Source organism: Floridaenema flaviceps BLCC-F50 (genome assembly GCF_041929275.2).
Lineage (GTDB): Bacteria > Cyanobacteriota > Cyanobacteriia > Cyanobacteriales > Aerosakkonemataceae > Floridanema > Floridanema flaviceps.
In genome coordinates this window covers 3,120,065-3,132,573 of record NZ_JBHFNR020000001.1, presented here as the reverse complement: position 1 = coordinate 3,132,573, position 12,509 = coordinate 3,120,065, and the positions used below count along the sequence as shown (strand labels likewise).

General features: G+C 39.8%; 16 protein-coding genes and 1 pseudogene. 9 read left to right on the top strand and 8 right to left on the bottom strand.

Translation table 11 applies throughout. The features are described 5' to 3' along the window. The first annotated feature begins 84 nt into the window (after window positions 1-84). On the top strand, window positions 85-351 hold the full coding sequence (locus ACE1CI_RS15100) for a prevent-host-death family protein (protein WP_496615491.1): 267 nt from the start codon (window positions 85-87) through the stop codon (window positions 349-351). A gap of 92 nt (window positions 352-443) precedes the next feature. Here the strand turns inward: ACE1CI_RS15100 and ACE1CI_RS15095 are convergent. The 4 genes and pseudogenes from ACE1CI_RS15095 to ACE1CI_RS15080 form a co-directional block, all read right to left on the bottom strand. After that, window positions 444-647: pseudogene (locus tag ACE1CI_RS15095) on the bottom strand (type II toxin-antitoxin system VapC family toxin); the annotation flags it as partial. Then, window positions 644-874 (bottom strand): type II toxin-antitoxin system Phd/YefM family antitoxin, encoded by a 231-nt coding sequence (locus ACE1CI_RS15090; protein WP_459564106.1) that lies wholly within the window; start codon window positions 872-874, stop codon window positions 644-646. The pseudogene ACE1CI_RS15095 and the gene ACE1CI_RS15090, both read right to left, overlap by 4 nt. Window positions 875-1,104: 230 nt before the next feature. Further along, window positions 1,105-1,437 carry a XisI protein gene (locus tag ACE1CI_RS15085; protein WP_413266126.1) on the bottom strand — a complete coding sequence of 111 codons (333 nt, stop codon included), beginning with the start codon at window positions 1,435-1,437 and terminating at the stop codon, window positions 1,105-1,107. Beyond that, window positions 1,425-1,844 carry a XisH family protein gene (locus ACE1CI_RS15080; protein ID WP_413266127.1) on the bottom strand — a complete coding sequence of 140 codons (420 nt, stop codon included), beginning with the start codon at window positions 1,842-1,844 and terminating at the stop codon, window positions 1,425-1,427. Before ACE1CI_RS15080 ends, ACE1CI_RS15085 begins: the two co-directional genes overlap by 13 nt. A 200-nt stretch (window positions 1,845-2,044) precedes the next feature. Here ACE1CI_RS15080 and ACE1CI_RS15075 point away from each other — a divergent pair, with 200 nt between their 5' ends. From ACE1CI_RS15075 to ACE1CI_RS15060, 4 genes are all read left to right on the top strand, one after another. Continuing rightward, complete coding sequence (locus ACE1CI_RS15075) at window positions 2,045-2,194, top strand: hypothetical protein (RefSeq protein WP_413266128.1); 150 nt, start codon at window positions 2,045-2,047, stop codon at window positions 2,192-2,194. 139 nt (window positions 2,195-2,333) lie between these two features. After that, window positions 2,334-2,597 (top strand): hypothetical protein, encoded by a 264-nt coding sequence (locus tag ACE1CI_RS15070; RefSeq protein ID WP_413266129.1) that lies wholly within the window; start codon window positions 2,334-2,336, stop codon window positions 2,595-2,597. Continuing rightward, entirely contained in the window at window positions 2,581-2,910 is a 330-nt protein-coding gene (locus ACE1CI_RS15065) for a type II toxin-antitoxin system RelE/ParE family toxin (RefSeq protein WP_413266130.1), read from the top strand. Before ACE1CI_RS15070 ends, ACE1CI_RS15065 begins: the two co-directional genes overlap by 17 nt. A gap of 77 nt (window positions 2,911-2,987) precedes the next feature. Then, on the top strand, window positions 2,988-3,230 hold the full coding sequence (locus tag ACE1CI_RS15060) for a hypothetical protein (RefSeq protein WP_413266131.1): 243 nt from the start codon (window positions 2,988-2,990) through the stop codon (window positions 3,228-3,230). Window positions 3,231-3,267: 37 nt separating this feature from the next. On the opposite strand, the gene ACE1CI_RS15055 is transcribed toward ACE1CI_RS15060, so the two are convergent. Further along, a complete protein-coding gene (locus ACE1CI_RS15055) occupies window positions 3,268-4,551 on the bottom strand; it encodes a valine--pyruvate transaminase (protein ID WP_413266132.1) in 1,284 nt (427 codons plus the stop codon). Between the two features lie 489 nt (window positions 4,552-5,040). Here ACE1CI_RS15055 and ACE1CI_RS15050 point away from each other — a divergent pair, with 489 nt between their 5' ends. Continuing rightward, a complete protein-coding gene (locus ACE1CI_RS15050; protein WP_413266133.1) occupies window positions 5,041-6,108 on the top strand; it encodes an AI-2E family transporter in 1,068 nt (355 codons plus the stop codon). A 4-nt stretch (window positions 6,109-6,112) separates the two neighbouring features. Next, complete coding sequence (locus ACE1CI_RS15045; protein WP_413266134.1) at window positions 6,113-6,940, top strand: Tab2/Atab2 family RNA-binding protein; 828 nt, start codon at window positions 6,113-6,115, stop codon at window positions 6,938-6,940. A 233-nt stretch (window positions 6,941-7,173) separates the two neighbouring features. On the opposite strand, the gene ACE1CI_RS15040 is transcribed toward ACE1CI_RS15045, so the two are convergent. Continuing rightward, window positions 7,174-8,589, bottom strand: a complete 1,416-nt coding sequence (locus tag ACE1CI_RS15040) for a helix-turn-helix domain-containing protein (RefSeq protein ID WP_413261056.1) — start codon at window positions 8,587-8,589, stop codon at window positions 7,174-7,176. A 476-nt stretch (window positions 8,590-9,065) separates the two neighbouring features. On the opposite strand from ACE1CI_RS15040, the gene ACE1CI_RS15035 reads away from it, so the two are divergent. Further along, entirely contained in the window at window positions 9,066-10,055 is a 990-nt protein-coding gene (locus tag ACE1CI_RS15035) for an MvdC/MvdD family ATP grasp protein (protein ID WP_413261055.1), read from the top strand. A gap of 284 nt (window positions 10,056-10,339) precedes the next feature. Further along, complete coding sequence (locus ACE1CI_RS15030) at window positions 10,340-10,600, top strand: hypothetical protein (protein ID WP_413261054.1); 261 nt, start codon at window positions 10,340-10,342, stop codon at window positions 10,598-10,600. Window positions 10,601-10,603: 3 nt separating this feature from the next. Here ACE1CI_RS15030 and ACE1CI_RS15025 read toward each other — a convergent pair whose 3' ends face one another. Together ACE1CI_RS15025 and hetR are read right to left on the bottom strand one after the other, a co-directional pair. Next, window positions 10,604-10,966 (bottom strand): DUF433 domain-containing protein, encoded by a 363-nt coding sequence (locus ACE1CI_RS15025; RefSeq protein WP_413261053.1) that lies wholly within the window; start codon window positions 10,964-10,966, stop codon window positions 10,604-10,606. A gap of 199 nt (window positions 10,967-11,165) precedes the next feature. Next, complete coding sequence (gene hetR, locus ACE1CI_RS15020) at window positions 11,166-12,065, bottom strand: heterocyst differentiation master regulator HetR (protein WP_413261052.1); 900 nt, start codon at window positions 12,063-12,065, stop codon at window positions 11,166-11,168. Between the last annotated feature and the right edge of the window lie 444 nt (window positions 12,066-12,509).

Sequence of the window (12,509 nt, the reverse complement as noted above, 5' to 3'; positions counted from 1 at the left end):
CACGCTACGCGAACGCAACTCCCTTAAGAGCAGTCTGCTGGAGACTCGTTATACTCAAAATATCAATCCTCCCCAGATGCTGCGATGACCATCAAAGAACTCCTCCTCCAAGAAATCGATAGCACCCCTGACGAACTGCTCACCGATCTTCTGAGCTTAGTGCGATCGCTCAAATCCACTGGGTACAACCAACTTAATATCTATGAACAACTGCTAGAGCGAATCGATTACCTCGAAGCTGTCATCGGTATCCGCAAAGGACTCGAAAGCTTCGAGCGAGGTGAAGGTATCCCGACCGAGCAAGCCATGACAATGCTACAGCAGCAGTTCAATATTCCTCCCCGTCCATGAGTTATCAAGTCATCATCCAACCACCTGCCTTTGCAGAAATTGAAACCGCCTACCGTTGGATGTGCGATTATCTCAGTGCTGATGTAGCAAACCAGTGGTACTATGACCCATGTAATAGGATCGGGTTGTAAAGATATCCGTCCTTTTTCTGCAAGAATAAGCGTTTCCCAAATACTAATTGGACTGAGCCAAAGTTCAGTGTTTTGATCAACAATTACATTTTGGAGTTGGAGCGAAAGGTGTTGGTCGCCAAGTAAATACCAGAGCCAAATGTGAGTATCGAGTAAAAGTTTCATTGTAAAACTTCCCAAGGTTCAGCTACAGGAGCGATTAAATCTCCTAATATTTCACCGCTTCCTTTCATCACCCCAAAAGCGGGTCGTGAAGCTTGGGTGGTAGCAGGATAAATAATCACTAATGGTTTTCCTTCATGGATGACGGTTAGAGGGGTTCTGGTACGTTCAACCTCTATAAATAGAGTCTGGAGGTTTTGGGGTAATTCTGTCGTGGTAATTTGTGTCATTTTTTGCTTGTTCACAATCCGATCTATTTCTATTATTATAATCCGATGCTTAGCAAGCAGAATGATAGGTTTTTGCCGTTGTTACATCTCTTTTTTTCCGATGAGCGATCGCCTAAAATGAAAAAGCGATCATACTTGATTTTTTCTCAGGTGCGTTCGCGTAGCGTGCCGTAGGCATATCGCTCTTTTTTGTAGTGCGATCGCAATTTTACCTAAATACATCAGTCAAATTACCTCACAGCAAACTCTGTGAATTGTCGAACATAGGGCGATCGAAATCCCAAAATAATATCGGTTTTCGGTATACCCAATTCTACTAATTCATTAGCAATTCCTTCTTCGGTAAAATCGCGCTGAATCCAAATTTTCCCATCTTGGATATCAATATGAATTGGACACCCGTAAACTCGTTCTTCATCTCGCCATCCCACATACAGCAATAAATAACGATCTCGTTCCTCATCAAAAACAATATGAGCTTGATTAATGCCTGACTCCGATTGTTCGCTAGCGTGTGCTTGGATAATTTTTTTAACCAATTCCCGATAATCTAGTTTTTCCATAGCACTATCTCCTGTTTCTGAACATGAAAAATCAGCAATTTTATTTGATATCGCTTAACCACTTCTTGCACAAATGAATCTGTAAAAAATTCTTGATAAATATCTTTGGGTATAGCTAAATAAAGTATCCGTTCTGGCTCTAGTTTATCTAACGCTACTTGATAGTTCAGAAATTGACCAACAGCCGTATGAAATTCGGATATTGCTGATAAACCAACAAAACTCTTGACCTCTACCGCAATCTTTTGATTCCCCTTTTCTGCCGATATTAACTTTTGTGCTGCCAAGTCAACCTTCATAGTAACTTCCTGACTGGCTGGCAAAAACAGCGGCTCATTGGTAATTGTCCATCCATCCTTCTCCAAAGCATATCTGACTGTATTGTGAAAGATATCTTTAGCGGACATAATTAAATAATAAATGAAAACTAAGATTTAAATAACTTTAAATATTATAACCTATTAATGAGTATCTAACAACAATTTCATTCTTCATTCCCCTCGAATGCTGCCAATATCTCTGTTGGCAAAGGATCGTTAAAGTCCTCTGGCACGATAAATTTGCCTCCAATCTTGATATATTCCTACTATGATAATGTGATGATTTAATGGATGGCGAAGAGGCAGCAAAACAAAGAGGGTTATGCAAGAGAACAGGCTATGCGATACGCAATCTTGGCACGCTACGCGATTGCGCGAAGCGCAGCGCCAAAGGCGATCGCACTCTCTTTTTTCAGATCAGCGATCGCCTAAAATGAAAAAGCGATACGCAATCTTGGCACGCTACGCGAACGCACTCCAAAAAAAACAGGATCGCTTTTTCTGCACTTAGCAAGCAGAAGGATAAATTTATGGGATAAAATCTTCTCAGATCTAATTACCCTATTGCTATCAGCCATGCTCAGAACTATTGAAGGCATTTATCAAAATGGGCAAATCGAACTAAGCGAATTACCGCAGAACATGAGCGATCGCACACAAGTCCTCGTCACCTTTCTGGAACCGGGCAAAATCGATCCCACTAAACTAAGCCAGCTGATTGAAAAACTAGAAACGATCGCAGGTATCCAGCAAGGTTTTGAGGAACTCAACGCTGGGCAAACTCGCCCGATCGGGAATTTCATCCAAGAAATGCAACAGAAATATGACATTTCAAGTTGAAATTACCCCAATTGCAGAAAGCCAAATTGAGCAAGCTTACTGCTGGTATCGCGAACGAAATCCTGAGTTTGCCGATCGCTGGTTTCGCGGATTAATGAATGCGATTTCAACACTTCAAGAAAAACCTCAGCGTTGTGCTAAAGCCGTCGAACACGAAATTTTTCCCGAAGAAGTTCGACAACTACTTTACGGAAAATCTAAAAATATGTACCGAGTGCTATTTACTATTCGAGAGCCGAAAGTTTACGTTTTGTATGTTCGCCATAGCGCACAAGCACCGTTGACTTTAGACGATTTAGAAGAGGAATTATAGAGGAGCGATCGTTCTTTTTTGTAGTGCGATCTCACTCTCTTTTTTATGATGATAGATCGCCTAAATAGAGTAAAATTATGAGTCACCCTAAAATTTTTGCAGACTTTCATAATGCTGATGAACAAGGTCGTCTTCGTCTGAATTGTGTGGGAACAATTGAAGACTTAAGCCGCCAAAATATTAAGTTGCAAAATGGTCAATTGCTCACCCTTTATAGCGAAGAATTAGAAGCTGATGGTGTAGTTCAATATTCAGAAGAGGAAAATCTTTGGGTAGCACTTATTGATTGGCAGGTTATTAGAGAACGATCGCCCGATTAGCCAGAGAGTTAATTCCCTGGCTAAACTGCTAAACTAACTAAATCGCCACAGCAGACTTTTGATAAATTTGGGCGACAACTTTCGCTAACCGTCGCATTCCCTCAGCAATATCTCCATCAGTTGCGGTCAAACTAATGCGAATACATTGATTTTTGTGTGCCCATTCTTCTCTTAAACCGGGGAAGAAAGAACTGCCAGGAACGACAATTACACCAACTTTTTTCAACAATTGGTACAATTCCCAATCAGTAATCGGTAAGTTTTCTAACCATAACCAAGCGAAAATGGCTCCTTCACCTCTATGTAAAAACCAAGGTAAATCTTGAGGGATTGACTCATCAAGAGTGGATTCTACTATGACAAATTTTTTCTGATAGTAAGGGCGAACTACTGTTGTCGCGAGTTCTGTTAATTCACCTGATGCGATCGCTTTGGCGGCAATTGCTTGTCCATAGCGAGATGAATGAATACACATATTAGTTTGGAACGACTCCAAAACTTGAATTATCTTTTCATCTCCGATCGCCACCCCAATTCTTTCTCCCGGTAATCCCGCTTTCGATAAACTCATACAATGCACAATATTTTCCCCAAATACCGGAGACATGGGAGTAAAATTCAAAGCCGGAAAAGGCGGCCCATAGGCCGAGTCAATTAATACTGGAACATTATAAGGTTCTGCTAAAGTCGCAATTTTCCCAACCTCATCTTCACTCAAAACATTACCTGTCGGATTACAAGGACGAGAAAATAATACACAACCAGTACTTTCATTAATCTCTAACTGGCTGAAATCTGGGCGATATTTAAAGCGATGTGCAGATGCGTCAATCTCTAATTCTGGTTTATAAGATACTAAAGCTTCTGGGATTAAAGTTACACCACCATAACCTGTATAATCTGGGCTTAAGGGCAAAACTATTTGCTTTAATTGACCATTTTTACTATAACCACCAAAAGCATTAGCTGCATAAAAGTAAATACTTTGACTGCCCGGAGTAATCAAAATATTTTCATGAGTTAAATTTAACCCATAGTGACGATTAAATTCATTAGCTATTGCATCAATTAAAGGTTCATAACCTTGAGATTGACCGTAGCGGCAAACTACCTCACCATAATCAGAGCTACTCAACAACTCTTCGGTGTATTTGCGCCATAGCTGCTCAATTTCCGGTAGAATCACCGGATTTCCGGGACTTAGATTAATAAATTGCTCTCCTATATTAGCTTTTAGGGTTTGTGCAATATCTTTCATGATTGCCCGCACGCCTGTAAGCTGGGACATTTGATTACCAAATTGAGTCAGGGCAGGATTCATAGGATTGAACTAAACTAAATTACAAAAGTTTACTAAGCTGTTAAGAAATTGGGAAGGGGTTGACAAGCATGAGCAATTAGAAATTAACTATGTCAATGGATGAACCTTTAGGGAGTTCTGGGGTAAAAATGGCCTCCTGCATCAAAACGACTGGTTTTTCTGTGAAAACTGAGCATCGAGGGGTGCTTCCCAATCACTTATTAACCGATGCTAATCTATTACATCACTTGTAGTACACTTCTATCTGTAGCAGATCGCTTCGGTAAATCGGAAAAAATGTGCTATTTTCTTCAAAATCATTAAATTTAGAGCAATTATAAATTTGGAAAAGTATGATAAAAACTATTAAGTACAAAAGCGATCGCGCCCCATCCCCCCATTTTTAGCGTCAGTGCCTAACGCCCGATAATTTTCTCAGGGCGAGGCTGAGGCACACAGAATTTACCTCTGGGGACTGGAAAATTTAATTTTATGGCAAATTAACGAAAGATGGCAGATTATCGGAATAAACATTTTTGGTATCACCTCAGCAATACTAAATTATTGCGTTCTTCCTTAACCTTTTTAGCGTTGTTTAGTTGTGGTTGTGCGATCGGATTTCTAATAAATTATTTTTACTCATTAATTACTATTTTTACCATTGCTGCTACCTTAGCCGCTTTGTTGAATTACCCCGTACAATGGCTGAATCGATTTATCCCAAGAGGTTTGGCAATAGCGATCGTTTGTTTATTATTTGTAACTATTATTGTCACCCTAATTACCAGCTTAGGATTTGAGGTAATCACACAAGGGCAAGGATTAGCTAATAGCTTATTTAATTTTATTAGAGCCAAGGAAATTACACCAATAACCAAATTTTTCCAATCTATTCAAATAGACAAATTCATTGCAACTCTGCAAACTGGTTTGCTTACAGGTATAGGATTTTTACAAGGGGTGTTTTCCAACTTTTTGACGGCTGTGTTCATTGCCGTAATCTGTGTTTATATGCTAATTGATGGGGAAAAAATTTGGTTAGCTTGTCTAAAATTGTTACCAGTTGATTTGCGCGATCGCTTTAGTGTTACCTTTCAAAAAAGTTTTCTTGGTTTCTTTCGCGCCCAAATTTTACTAGTTCTTTTCCTTTCTATTTCCTGCTGGATTGTCTTTACTATAATCGGAGTCAACTACGCCCTATTTTTATGTTTACTTTTGGGGATAATTGATGCAATTCCGGGGATTGGAGGGACTTTGTGTGCGATCGTCGTTACCTTACTGGTACTCATATCCCAAAACTTTTGGATGGCAGTCAAAGTTTTAATTATCTGTACAATTTTACAACAAATTCAAGATAACTTAATTGCTCCCAAATTGATGAAAGCCAACTTAGAAATTAATCCAGTCCTGCTATTTTTAGCCTTATTTTTGGGGGAACGAGTTGCCGGACTTCTCGGTATATTCTTAGCGGTGCCGATCGCTGCTATGATAGTAAGTTGGATGAAAGAACCAGTCAAAACTGAATCAATAGAACCCTTGGCTGACGAGCCGAAATCCGCTAACATAAATCCTAATTAAACTTATGCCTTGGCAAGTTGATTTTTATCGTCGTCCCCTGAAAGATTCCACCGGACAAACTTTGTGGGAATTGGTAATTTGTGACCCCAAAAATAACTTGACATATCAAGCATTCTGCCCCCAATCTGAAGCTAATGCTAATTGGTTAGTTGCCCAATTCCAAAAAGTAATAACTTCCCCGGAAAATCAACCTGAAAAAATCCAAGTGTTTCGCCCCCAATCGCTCAGTTTAATTCAAACTGCTGCCGATAAATTAGGGATTGCAGTTGAAGCAACGCGCCGCACTGAGAGTTTAAAAAACTGGTTAAAAGCGCAGCAATATTCTCAAAGTGGCGAACCTTTCGATCCCATAGCTTTAGAAAAACCACCTCCAGTTCCTTTACCGGAAAAACTTTGGGGAGAAAAATGGCGCTTTGCTACTCTGATGGCGAGTGATATTGAAGACAGTTTTGCTGGGCAACCAATGCCAATTTTAGAAATTCCAGAATTTCTCTTACCAATCAACTTAGGAATAGCTTCAACTTTGCCAGTTCCGGGAGTAGTTATTGATGGTGGGAGACAATCTTTAAGGTTAGCACGTTGGATACAGGAATCTCGACCTGTAGCGTTGAATTATATTCCTGGTGCGCCTGATGGCTTAATTTTAGAAGCTGGGTTAGCAGATAGATGGGTTGTCGCGACTTTTGCAGATGACGAAGTTACTCTAGCAGCGAAAATATTTGAACAACGTAAACAAGAAACTAAGGGACTCCATTTTTTATTAGTGCAACCTGATGATTCGGGAATGACTTATAGTGGCTTTTGGTTATTACAAAATGTAGCTGAAGGATAGACAAAGATAGTGCAAAAGTAGATTCGATCGGCTGGTTCTCTCGTACTTGTAAGTAGGTAGATATAAATAAAGTGAAAACTAGGGCGGGCAGGATGCCCACCCCACAAGAAAGCTGACTCTTGTGGGGTGGGCATCCTGCCCGCCCCATCCAAAGATAACTATTAACACTTTATTTATTTACACTTACTTAGTGATAAGTAAACTCAGCTTCTTACCCGCTAGATTAGAAAGAACTATCGATACATTGTTGTTATCATATACTGCTTTAACACCAATGGCAATGTATAAAAACTTTCTTGTGGTTCTATCAAACAGCGTCGCAACAAAGATTGCACTACATTCACTAAATCTGACGAAGGAATCTTGGTGTTTTCTAGTAATTTTGCTAAGTTAATTCCATCGCTTTCTCTCGCCAACAAAGAAAGAACTTCTTTTTCCCAATCAGATAAGCGGCTAACAGTTTGCTGTAAATTATCTTTCAAATCTTCCGGTAATAAAATAGGAGCATCTTGTAATAACTCACTCACGCATCCTCCCAACTCTTTAATCAGAGTCGCCACGCTTTTTAACCATAAAGGATTGCCTTGATAGATGTGAATCAGTTCTGAGTAGTTATCGATTTCTGCTAAACCTTTATCTTTGAGAATTTGCCATCCAGCAGCAATATCTAAACCAGTGAGTTGTAAAGTACAACTGGGAATATTTTGGCTTTCGATTTGAGAAAATTCTCTTGGTTGTTCCCAACCGATTAACAGAAAGCAGCTTTGATGGGATAATGTTTTTATCTGTTTGAATAAACTGCGATATTCTTCGTATCCAGGTTTATATTTTCCTGCCAATTCGCCGCTAATGAAGAGATTTTGAATATCATCTAATATGACTAAGCAGCGATATTTTTGTAAATATTTAATTAGAGGTAATGGTTTTTGGTTAGTTGGAGATGAATTTAGGTTTTCTGACTGGGAGAAAAACTGGATTAGTTTATGTTGAAATTCGTCTGGGGTGTGAGATTCATCTAGATTGCACCAAATTACATACTCAAATTCATCTTTAATTTGTTGTACAAGTTGTGCTGCTAATGCGGTTTTGCCGATACCGCTGATGCCTGTGAGTGCGATTAGGCGACAGCGTTGTTGTAAAATCCAGGTTGTGAGGGTGGTGAGTTCGGGAGTGCGATCGTAGAAAGCACCCAAGTCTGGCATTTCGCTTAAATCGTGATGGGATGTTTTAGTTTGTTTCGAGTTAGTTGTTTCCTCATTATGTGCGTGTGAGTTTGGTATATCTGGCGGGTGTCTAGTTTCGCCACAGATATTAAAACTACTGATAGCTACAACTTCTTTTTCAAAACTGCCGATTGCTACAGCCTCTTTTTTAAAATTCGATACATTTGAAAATATAAACCTTCCCATCGTAGAGCGAAAATTAGATTTACTGACATTTTCTCCTAACTCTTCTGAAAGTATTTGCCATAATTTTGAGCCAACATCCCTGACATAACTCTCATTACAGTGAATCTCCTCGGCAATTTTAGTATATTTCTCACCTTGCATAGTTCCCCGTAGAATTGCCTCTTGCAAGTCATCAAGATGCTGCCCTGTCTTGGCAAACACCAGATCGTCAGCCATTTTTAACACTTCCTTAAGATTCATGGAGCATCGTATATGTCGTAATTTTCCGTATTATACTCAACATTTTCTGGCATTTTATAACATTTTTCAATAGGCGAGTTTGAATAGCAGACAAAATTGCCAACACAATTGAACATTTTTTGAGTAGACAAAGCTCTTATTTTTAAGGAATAATAGTAAAGTTTATAGTCTAAGATAAAAGGTTAATTATGCTCACTTCCACACATTTTTTCGGTAAGAACACAAATGAAGTAAACCCCACTTCCACAAAAAGGCCAATAGAAACTATTCCTTTTGGGATTAACTTTGAACAAATGTGTCTTAGTGAAGTTGAAATGGCACACACAAATACAATGGATATGAATGATGATGATTCTGCGACCTGTAACAAATCGACAGAAGATAACGACACATAAATTTTCAAATATTTTCTTCGATGTGATCAAGGGTAGGCAAAGAGCTTGCCCTTCATTTTTGGACAATAGTGTTTGAATACGATGTTGAAACCAAACCTTCTCATAATAGGCACAAGTAAAGATATTCACATAGATTATGTAGTTTCTAATCTGTCACATGAAGTTGGATACTGTCGATTCAATATCGATCAATATCCATCTATGATTGATATAAATTTCTCTTTTAGCAGTGTATCTCCAGCCAATATTTTAATTAAGCAAGCCGAGGATATTTATGACTTGTCATCAGTCAAGGCTGTTTGGTTCCGACGAATAGGTGCGCCCATCCTAGACCCTCAAATTCAGGATAAGGCTCATAGATCTTTTGCATCGGGAGAAATTGAAGCAGCGATTCATGGGCTTGTTTATTTACTATCTGAAGCAACATGGATTAGTAAATATGAATCCACTAGGAGGGCTGCTTCTAAACTATATCAGCTAAAGTTAGCGGTTGAATGTGGTTTATCTATACCAACTACGACAGTAACTAACAGTTATAGTTATGCAAAACAATTTATAGACTCTCACCAGCAGACACTTTATAAGACACTTCATTCACCTAGCGTCATTTATGAGCATGGAAGAAGCCTGATTTTTTCCAGATTACTTAATGCAGACGATCTTGGATATCTCGATCAAGTTCAATATGCTCCATGTCAATTCCAACGATATATTGATAAAGCTTATGAACTTCGTATAACTTTTACCGGAGATACATTTCATCCTGTTATTCTGCATTCCCAAGAGGCTCCTGCTGGGAAAATCGATTGGAGAGCCGCTGGCAGAAATGAGATCTCTTATGAGCTATCAATTTTACCAACAGCCATTGAGGATAAGCTTAGAATGCTGATGGACAGGCTTGACTTGCATTACGGTGCAATTGACATGATTGTTACGCCAGATAATGAGTATATATTCTTGGAAGTTAATCCTCATGGTGCGTATGGATGGCTTGAAAGGATTCTAAATCTTTCTATTTCAAAGACATTTGCTGATTACATAAGTAAAGTAACATTAAACCCAGATAGCTAAGAATTTACTATTGTCAGATCCTTAGTACGATCGCCCTTGCTTTTAACTTGGGTTAACGCAAACAAACCCAACATCTTTTTTCACTCACAATCTTATCCATTTCTATCATCACATTGTGATGATAGAAATGGATAGCGATCGCCTACGGCACGCCGCGCGATCGCACCCCTGCACCCCTACCCAAAAAAAAGACCGATCGCAGTTTGTTTTTTCGGATGAGCGATCGCCCTTATAACGCGAGGCAAGAAGGCTAAACTAAATGTGTATTATCTTAAACAAACGATATGCCTCTCAACGAACTTCTACCCACCGTTAGTCAACTATCTCATCAAGATAAACTTCGACTAATTCACTTTCTCCTGCTGGCTGTTGCCAAGGAAGAAGGATGCAGCTTAGAACCTTCTGAAAATAGTCATTCAGAAAATTTACTTCTTAATCAACTGGCATCAACGGAAGCAGTTGTTTGGTCTCCACAGGCAGATAGTGAAGCAGTTCAAGCATTATCAGAACTTCTAGCTACCGCCAAGGGATCTGCTAATGCTTAATGGTCAGAGATTTGCATTTACGGAGCGAATTGATAGCCTTGGGCGATCATCATTTTCCCGAATTTCTGTTTCAATTTCCTCTGGGAAAGCTTCAGCATAAGCCCAAGCATTGGCAATATCAGTAGCAGAAAGGGATGGATAGCTAATGAGTAAATCGGCTTCACTATATCCAATCCGACGAGCTTCTACAAGTCCCCAAACAGTGATACGAGTTCCCGCAATACAGGCACTCCCACCGCAAACACCAGGCGTTTTTTCAATACCGCGTCCGAGAGTGATTTTGCCTTGAGATAGAAGTTGAACGACTTGAGCTTTTTCTTGGTCAGAAAGTGCTAGCAGTTGAGGCTCTAATTCTTTCAGTGTCATGGCAAACAAAGAACAGGTTACTTTCTATGTTACCAAACGACTTTAAAGAAACCCAACATCTTTAATACTCACAAACTTATCCATTTCTATATTACTAATGTGATGATTTTTCATAGTCTAATTTTTTAAAGATTCGCCTACGGCACGCTGCGCGATCGCAATGTAGATTGCACCCAACAATTTAGTACTCAAACCCTAATTAATCATCTTTAGGGCCAAATACCATTTGTAAAATCATTTGTTGACCGCCTTCTTGATGATGTCGATCGGCCCATTGGCGGATCACTTCATCTAATTCTTCCATTGCTCTGTCAAAGCGATCGGGTGGAATATCCAATTCTTCCAAAACTCGCATGACATTTGGCTGTCGTTCTTGCCACCCCTTCATTAACCGGAAATATCGCGCCGTGTCCTCCACCATGATAAAAGTACGTTCCTCATCGTCCGAAGGCGAGTAGGAAGAACGGGTGAGGGCGTAAAAAGGTAAACCCCAAGGACAATCAATTCTTGTCACTGTGCCCGCATAAATTAAACGGCGTTTGATGTGTTCTGCCAAAGCTTCGCTCAAAGGAACTCGTTTGTCTTTTGGTACGTCTTCCTGAGAACGATTGTGGAGAAATTCAATTAACTCCATAAATTGAAAAGAGTTGATCAGTTGAGCATCTGGCAAGAGGGGAGGTAATTTTTCCTCAATCTGCCGTTTCTCCTCTAAGGTGAGGCTAGTACCGGAAATGCGCGATCGCCCCGGCATCCAAGGATAATGTTCTAGCCAGACGTAGGGAAACTGAATTAAATAACGTGGTTCCTGAGAACCTAACATTTTTAACAGTTTGCCCTCTGTGAGCGCTTGTCTGACTTCTTCAACGATCGCCTTCACTCGCTTTGGCTCAATATGATGCAAATGACCAGTCATGCGGAGGTTCTGTCCCTGCTCCAAATAAGTCATGTAAATGGCGCATTTGGCAGCTGTAGCTGCTGCATCCAGAAACGCTCCGTGTCGGTGTCCGCTTGTTCTCATGGCACTAAATGCCAGATAAAGCATGATCTGATCCATTGCACTGGGACTGAGGCGTTTGATCAGATCTAGGTCGTTACTCATAAGTAGAAGAGATTGTATCGCATAAATTCAAAATTTCCAGTTTTTTGAGCATCAAGCCACTGCTGAGGATGATTAGCGCAACCAGGCAGAAATAACTATATAGTTAAAAACCACTGGAAAAGCTTTGTACAAGCCTTCTTTGCTTGGAGCCTTCTTGCACTAGCTGTTTTGGGTCTTATGCCAGAAGCAACTAGCTTACGCTATAATCCATCACCAATGGAATGATTACTATGATTGCACCCATAATTTCTGCTGTAGACAGTTTTAAGTTAAGTTTGAGAGCCACCCTGCTTTTCAAAATTTAGCCGATCGGCAGCCATAAATACCACTTATACTGGCTAAAAAGTAAAAAAAAGTCAAAAACCCACGCTAAGATTATCTTGGCATGGGTTGGTAAGGAAATAGCAAGTTTACCTAGCCTATTTTTCACTTACCGTTGTATGA

Bases quoted from the DNA above. Each gene is read 5' to 3' on its own strand.
- ACE1CI_RS15100 (WP_496615491.1), top strand. From the start codon at position 85: ATGACCATCAAAGAACTCCTCCTCCAAGAAATCGATAGCACCCCTGAC.
- ACE1CI_RS15090 (WP_459564106.1), bottom strand. From the start codon at position 874: ATGACACAAATTACCACGACAGAATTACCCCAAAACCTCCAGACTCTA.
- ACE1CI_RS15085 (WP_413266126.1), bottom strand. From the start codon at position 1,437: ATGGAAAAACTAGATTATCGGGAATTGGTTAAAAAAATTATCCAAGCA.
- ACE1CI_RS15080 (WP_413266127.1), bottom strand. From the start codon at position 1,844: ATGTCCGCTAAAGATATCTTTCACAATACAGTCAGATATGCTTTGGAG.
- ACE1CI_RS15075 (WP_413266128.1), top strand. From the start codon at position 2,045: ATGGATGGCGAAGAGGCAGCAAAACAAAGAGGGTTATGCAAGAGAACA.
- ACE1CI_RS15070 (WP_413266129.1), top strand. From the start codon at position 2,334: ATGCTCAGAACTATTGAAGGCATTTATCAAAATGGGCAAATCGAACTA.
- ACE1CI_RS15065 (WP_413266130.1), top strand. From the start codon at position 2,581: ATGACATTTCAAGTTGAAATTACCCCAATTGCAGAAAGCCAAATTGAG.
- ACE1CI_RS15060 (WP_413266131.1), top strand. From the start codon at position 2,988: ATGAGTCACCCTAAAATTTTTGCAGACTTTCATAATGCTGATGAACAA.
- ACE1CI_RS15055 (WP_413266132.1), bottom strand. From the start codon at position 4,551: ATGAATCCTGCCCTGACTCAATTTGGTAATCAAATGTCCCAGCTTACA.
- ACE1CI_RS15050 (WP_413266133.1), top strand. From the start codon at position 5,041: ATGGCAGATTATCGGAATAAACATTTTTGGTATCACCTCAGCAATACT.
- ACE1CI_RS15045 (WP_413266134.1), top strand. From the start codon at position 6,113: ATGCCTTGGCAAGTTGATTTTTATCGTCGTCCCCTGAAAGATTCCACC.
- ACE1CI_RS15040 (WP_413261056.1), bottom strand. From the start codon at position 8,589: ATGAATCTTAAGGAAGTGTTAAAAATGGCTGACGATCTGGTGTTTGCC.
- ACE1CI_RS15035 (WP_413261055.1), top strand. From the start codon at position 9,066: ATGTTGAAACCAAACCTTCTCATAATAGGCACAAGTAAAGATATTCAC.
- ACE1CI_RS15030 (WP_413261054.1), top strand. From the start codon at position 10,340: ATGCCTCTCAACGAACTTCTACCCACCGTTAGTCAACTATCTCATCAA.
- ACE1CI_RS15025 (WP_413261053.1), bottom strand. From the start codon at position 10,966: ATGACACTGAAAGAATTAGAGCCTCAACTGCTAGCACTTTCTGACCAA.
- hetR (WP_413261052.1), bottom strand. From the start codon at position 12,065: ATGAGTAACGACCTAGATCTGATCAAACGCCTCAGTCCCAGTGCAATG.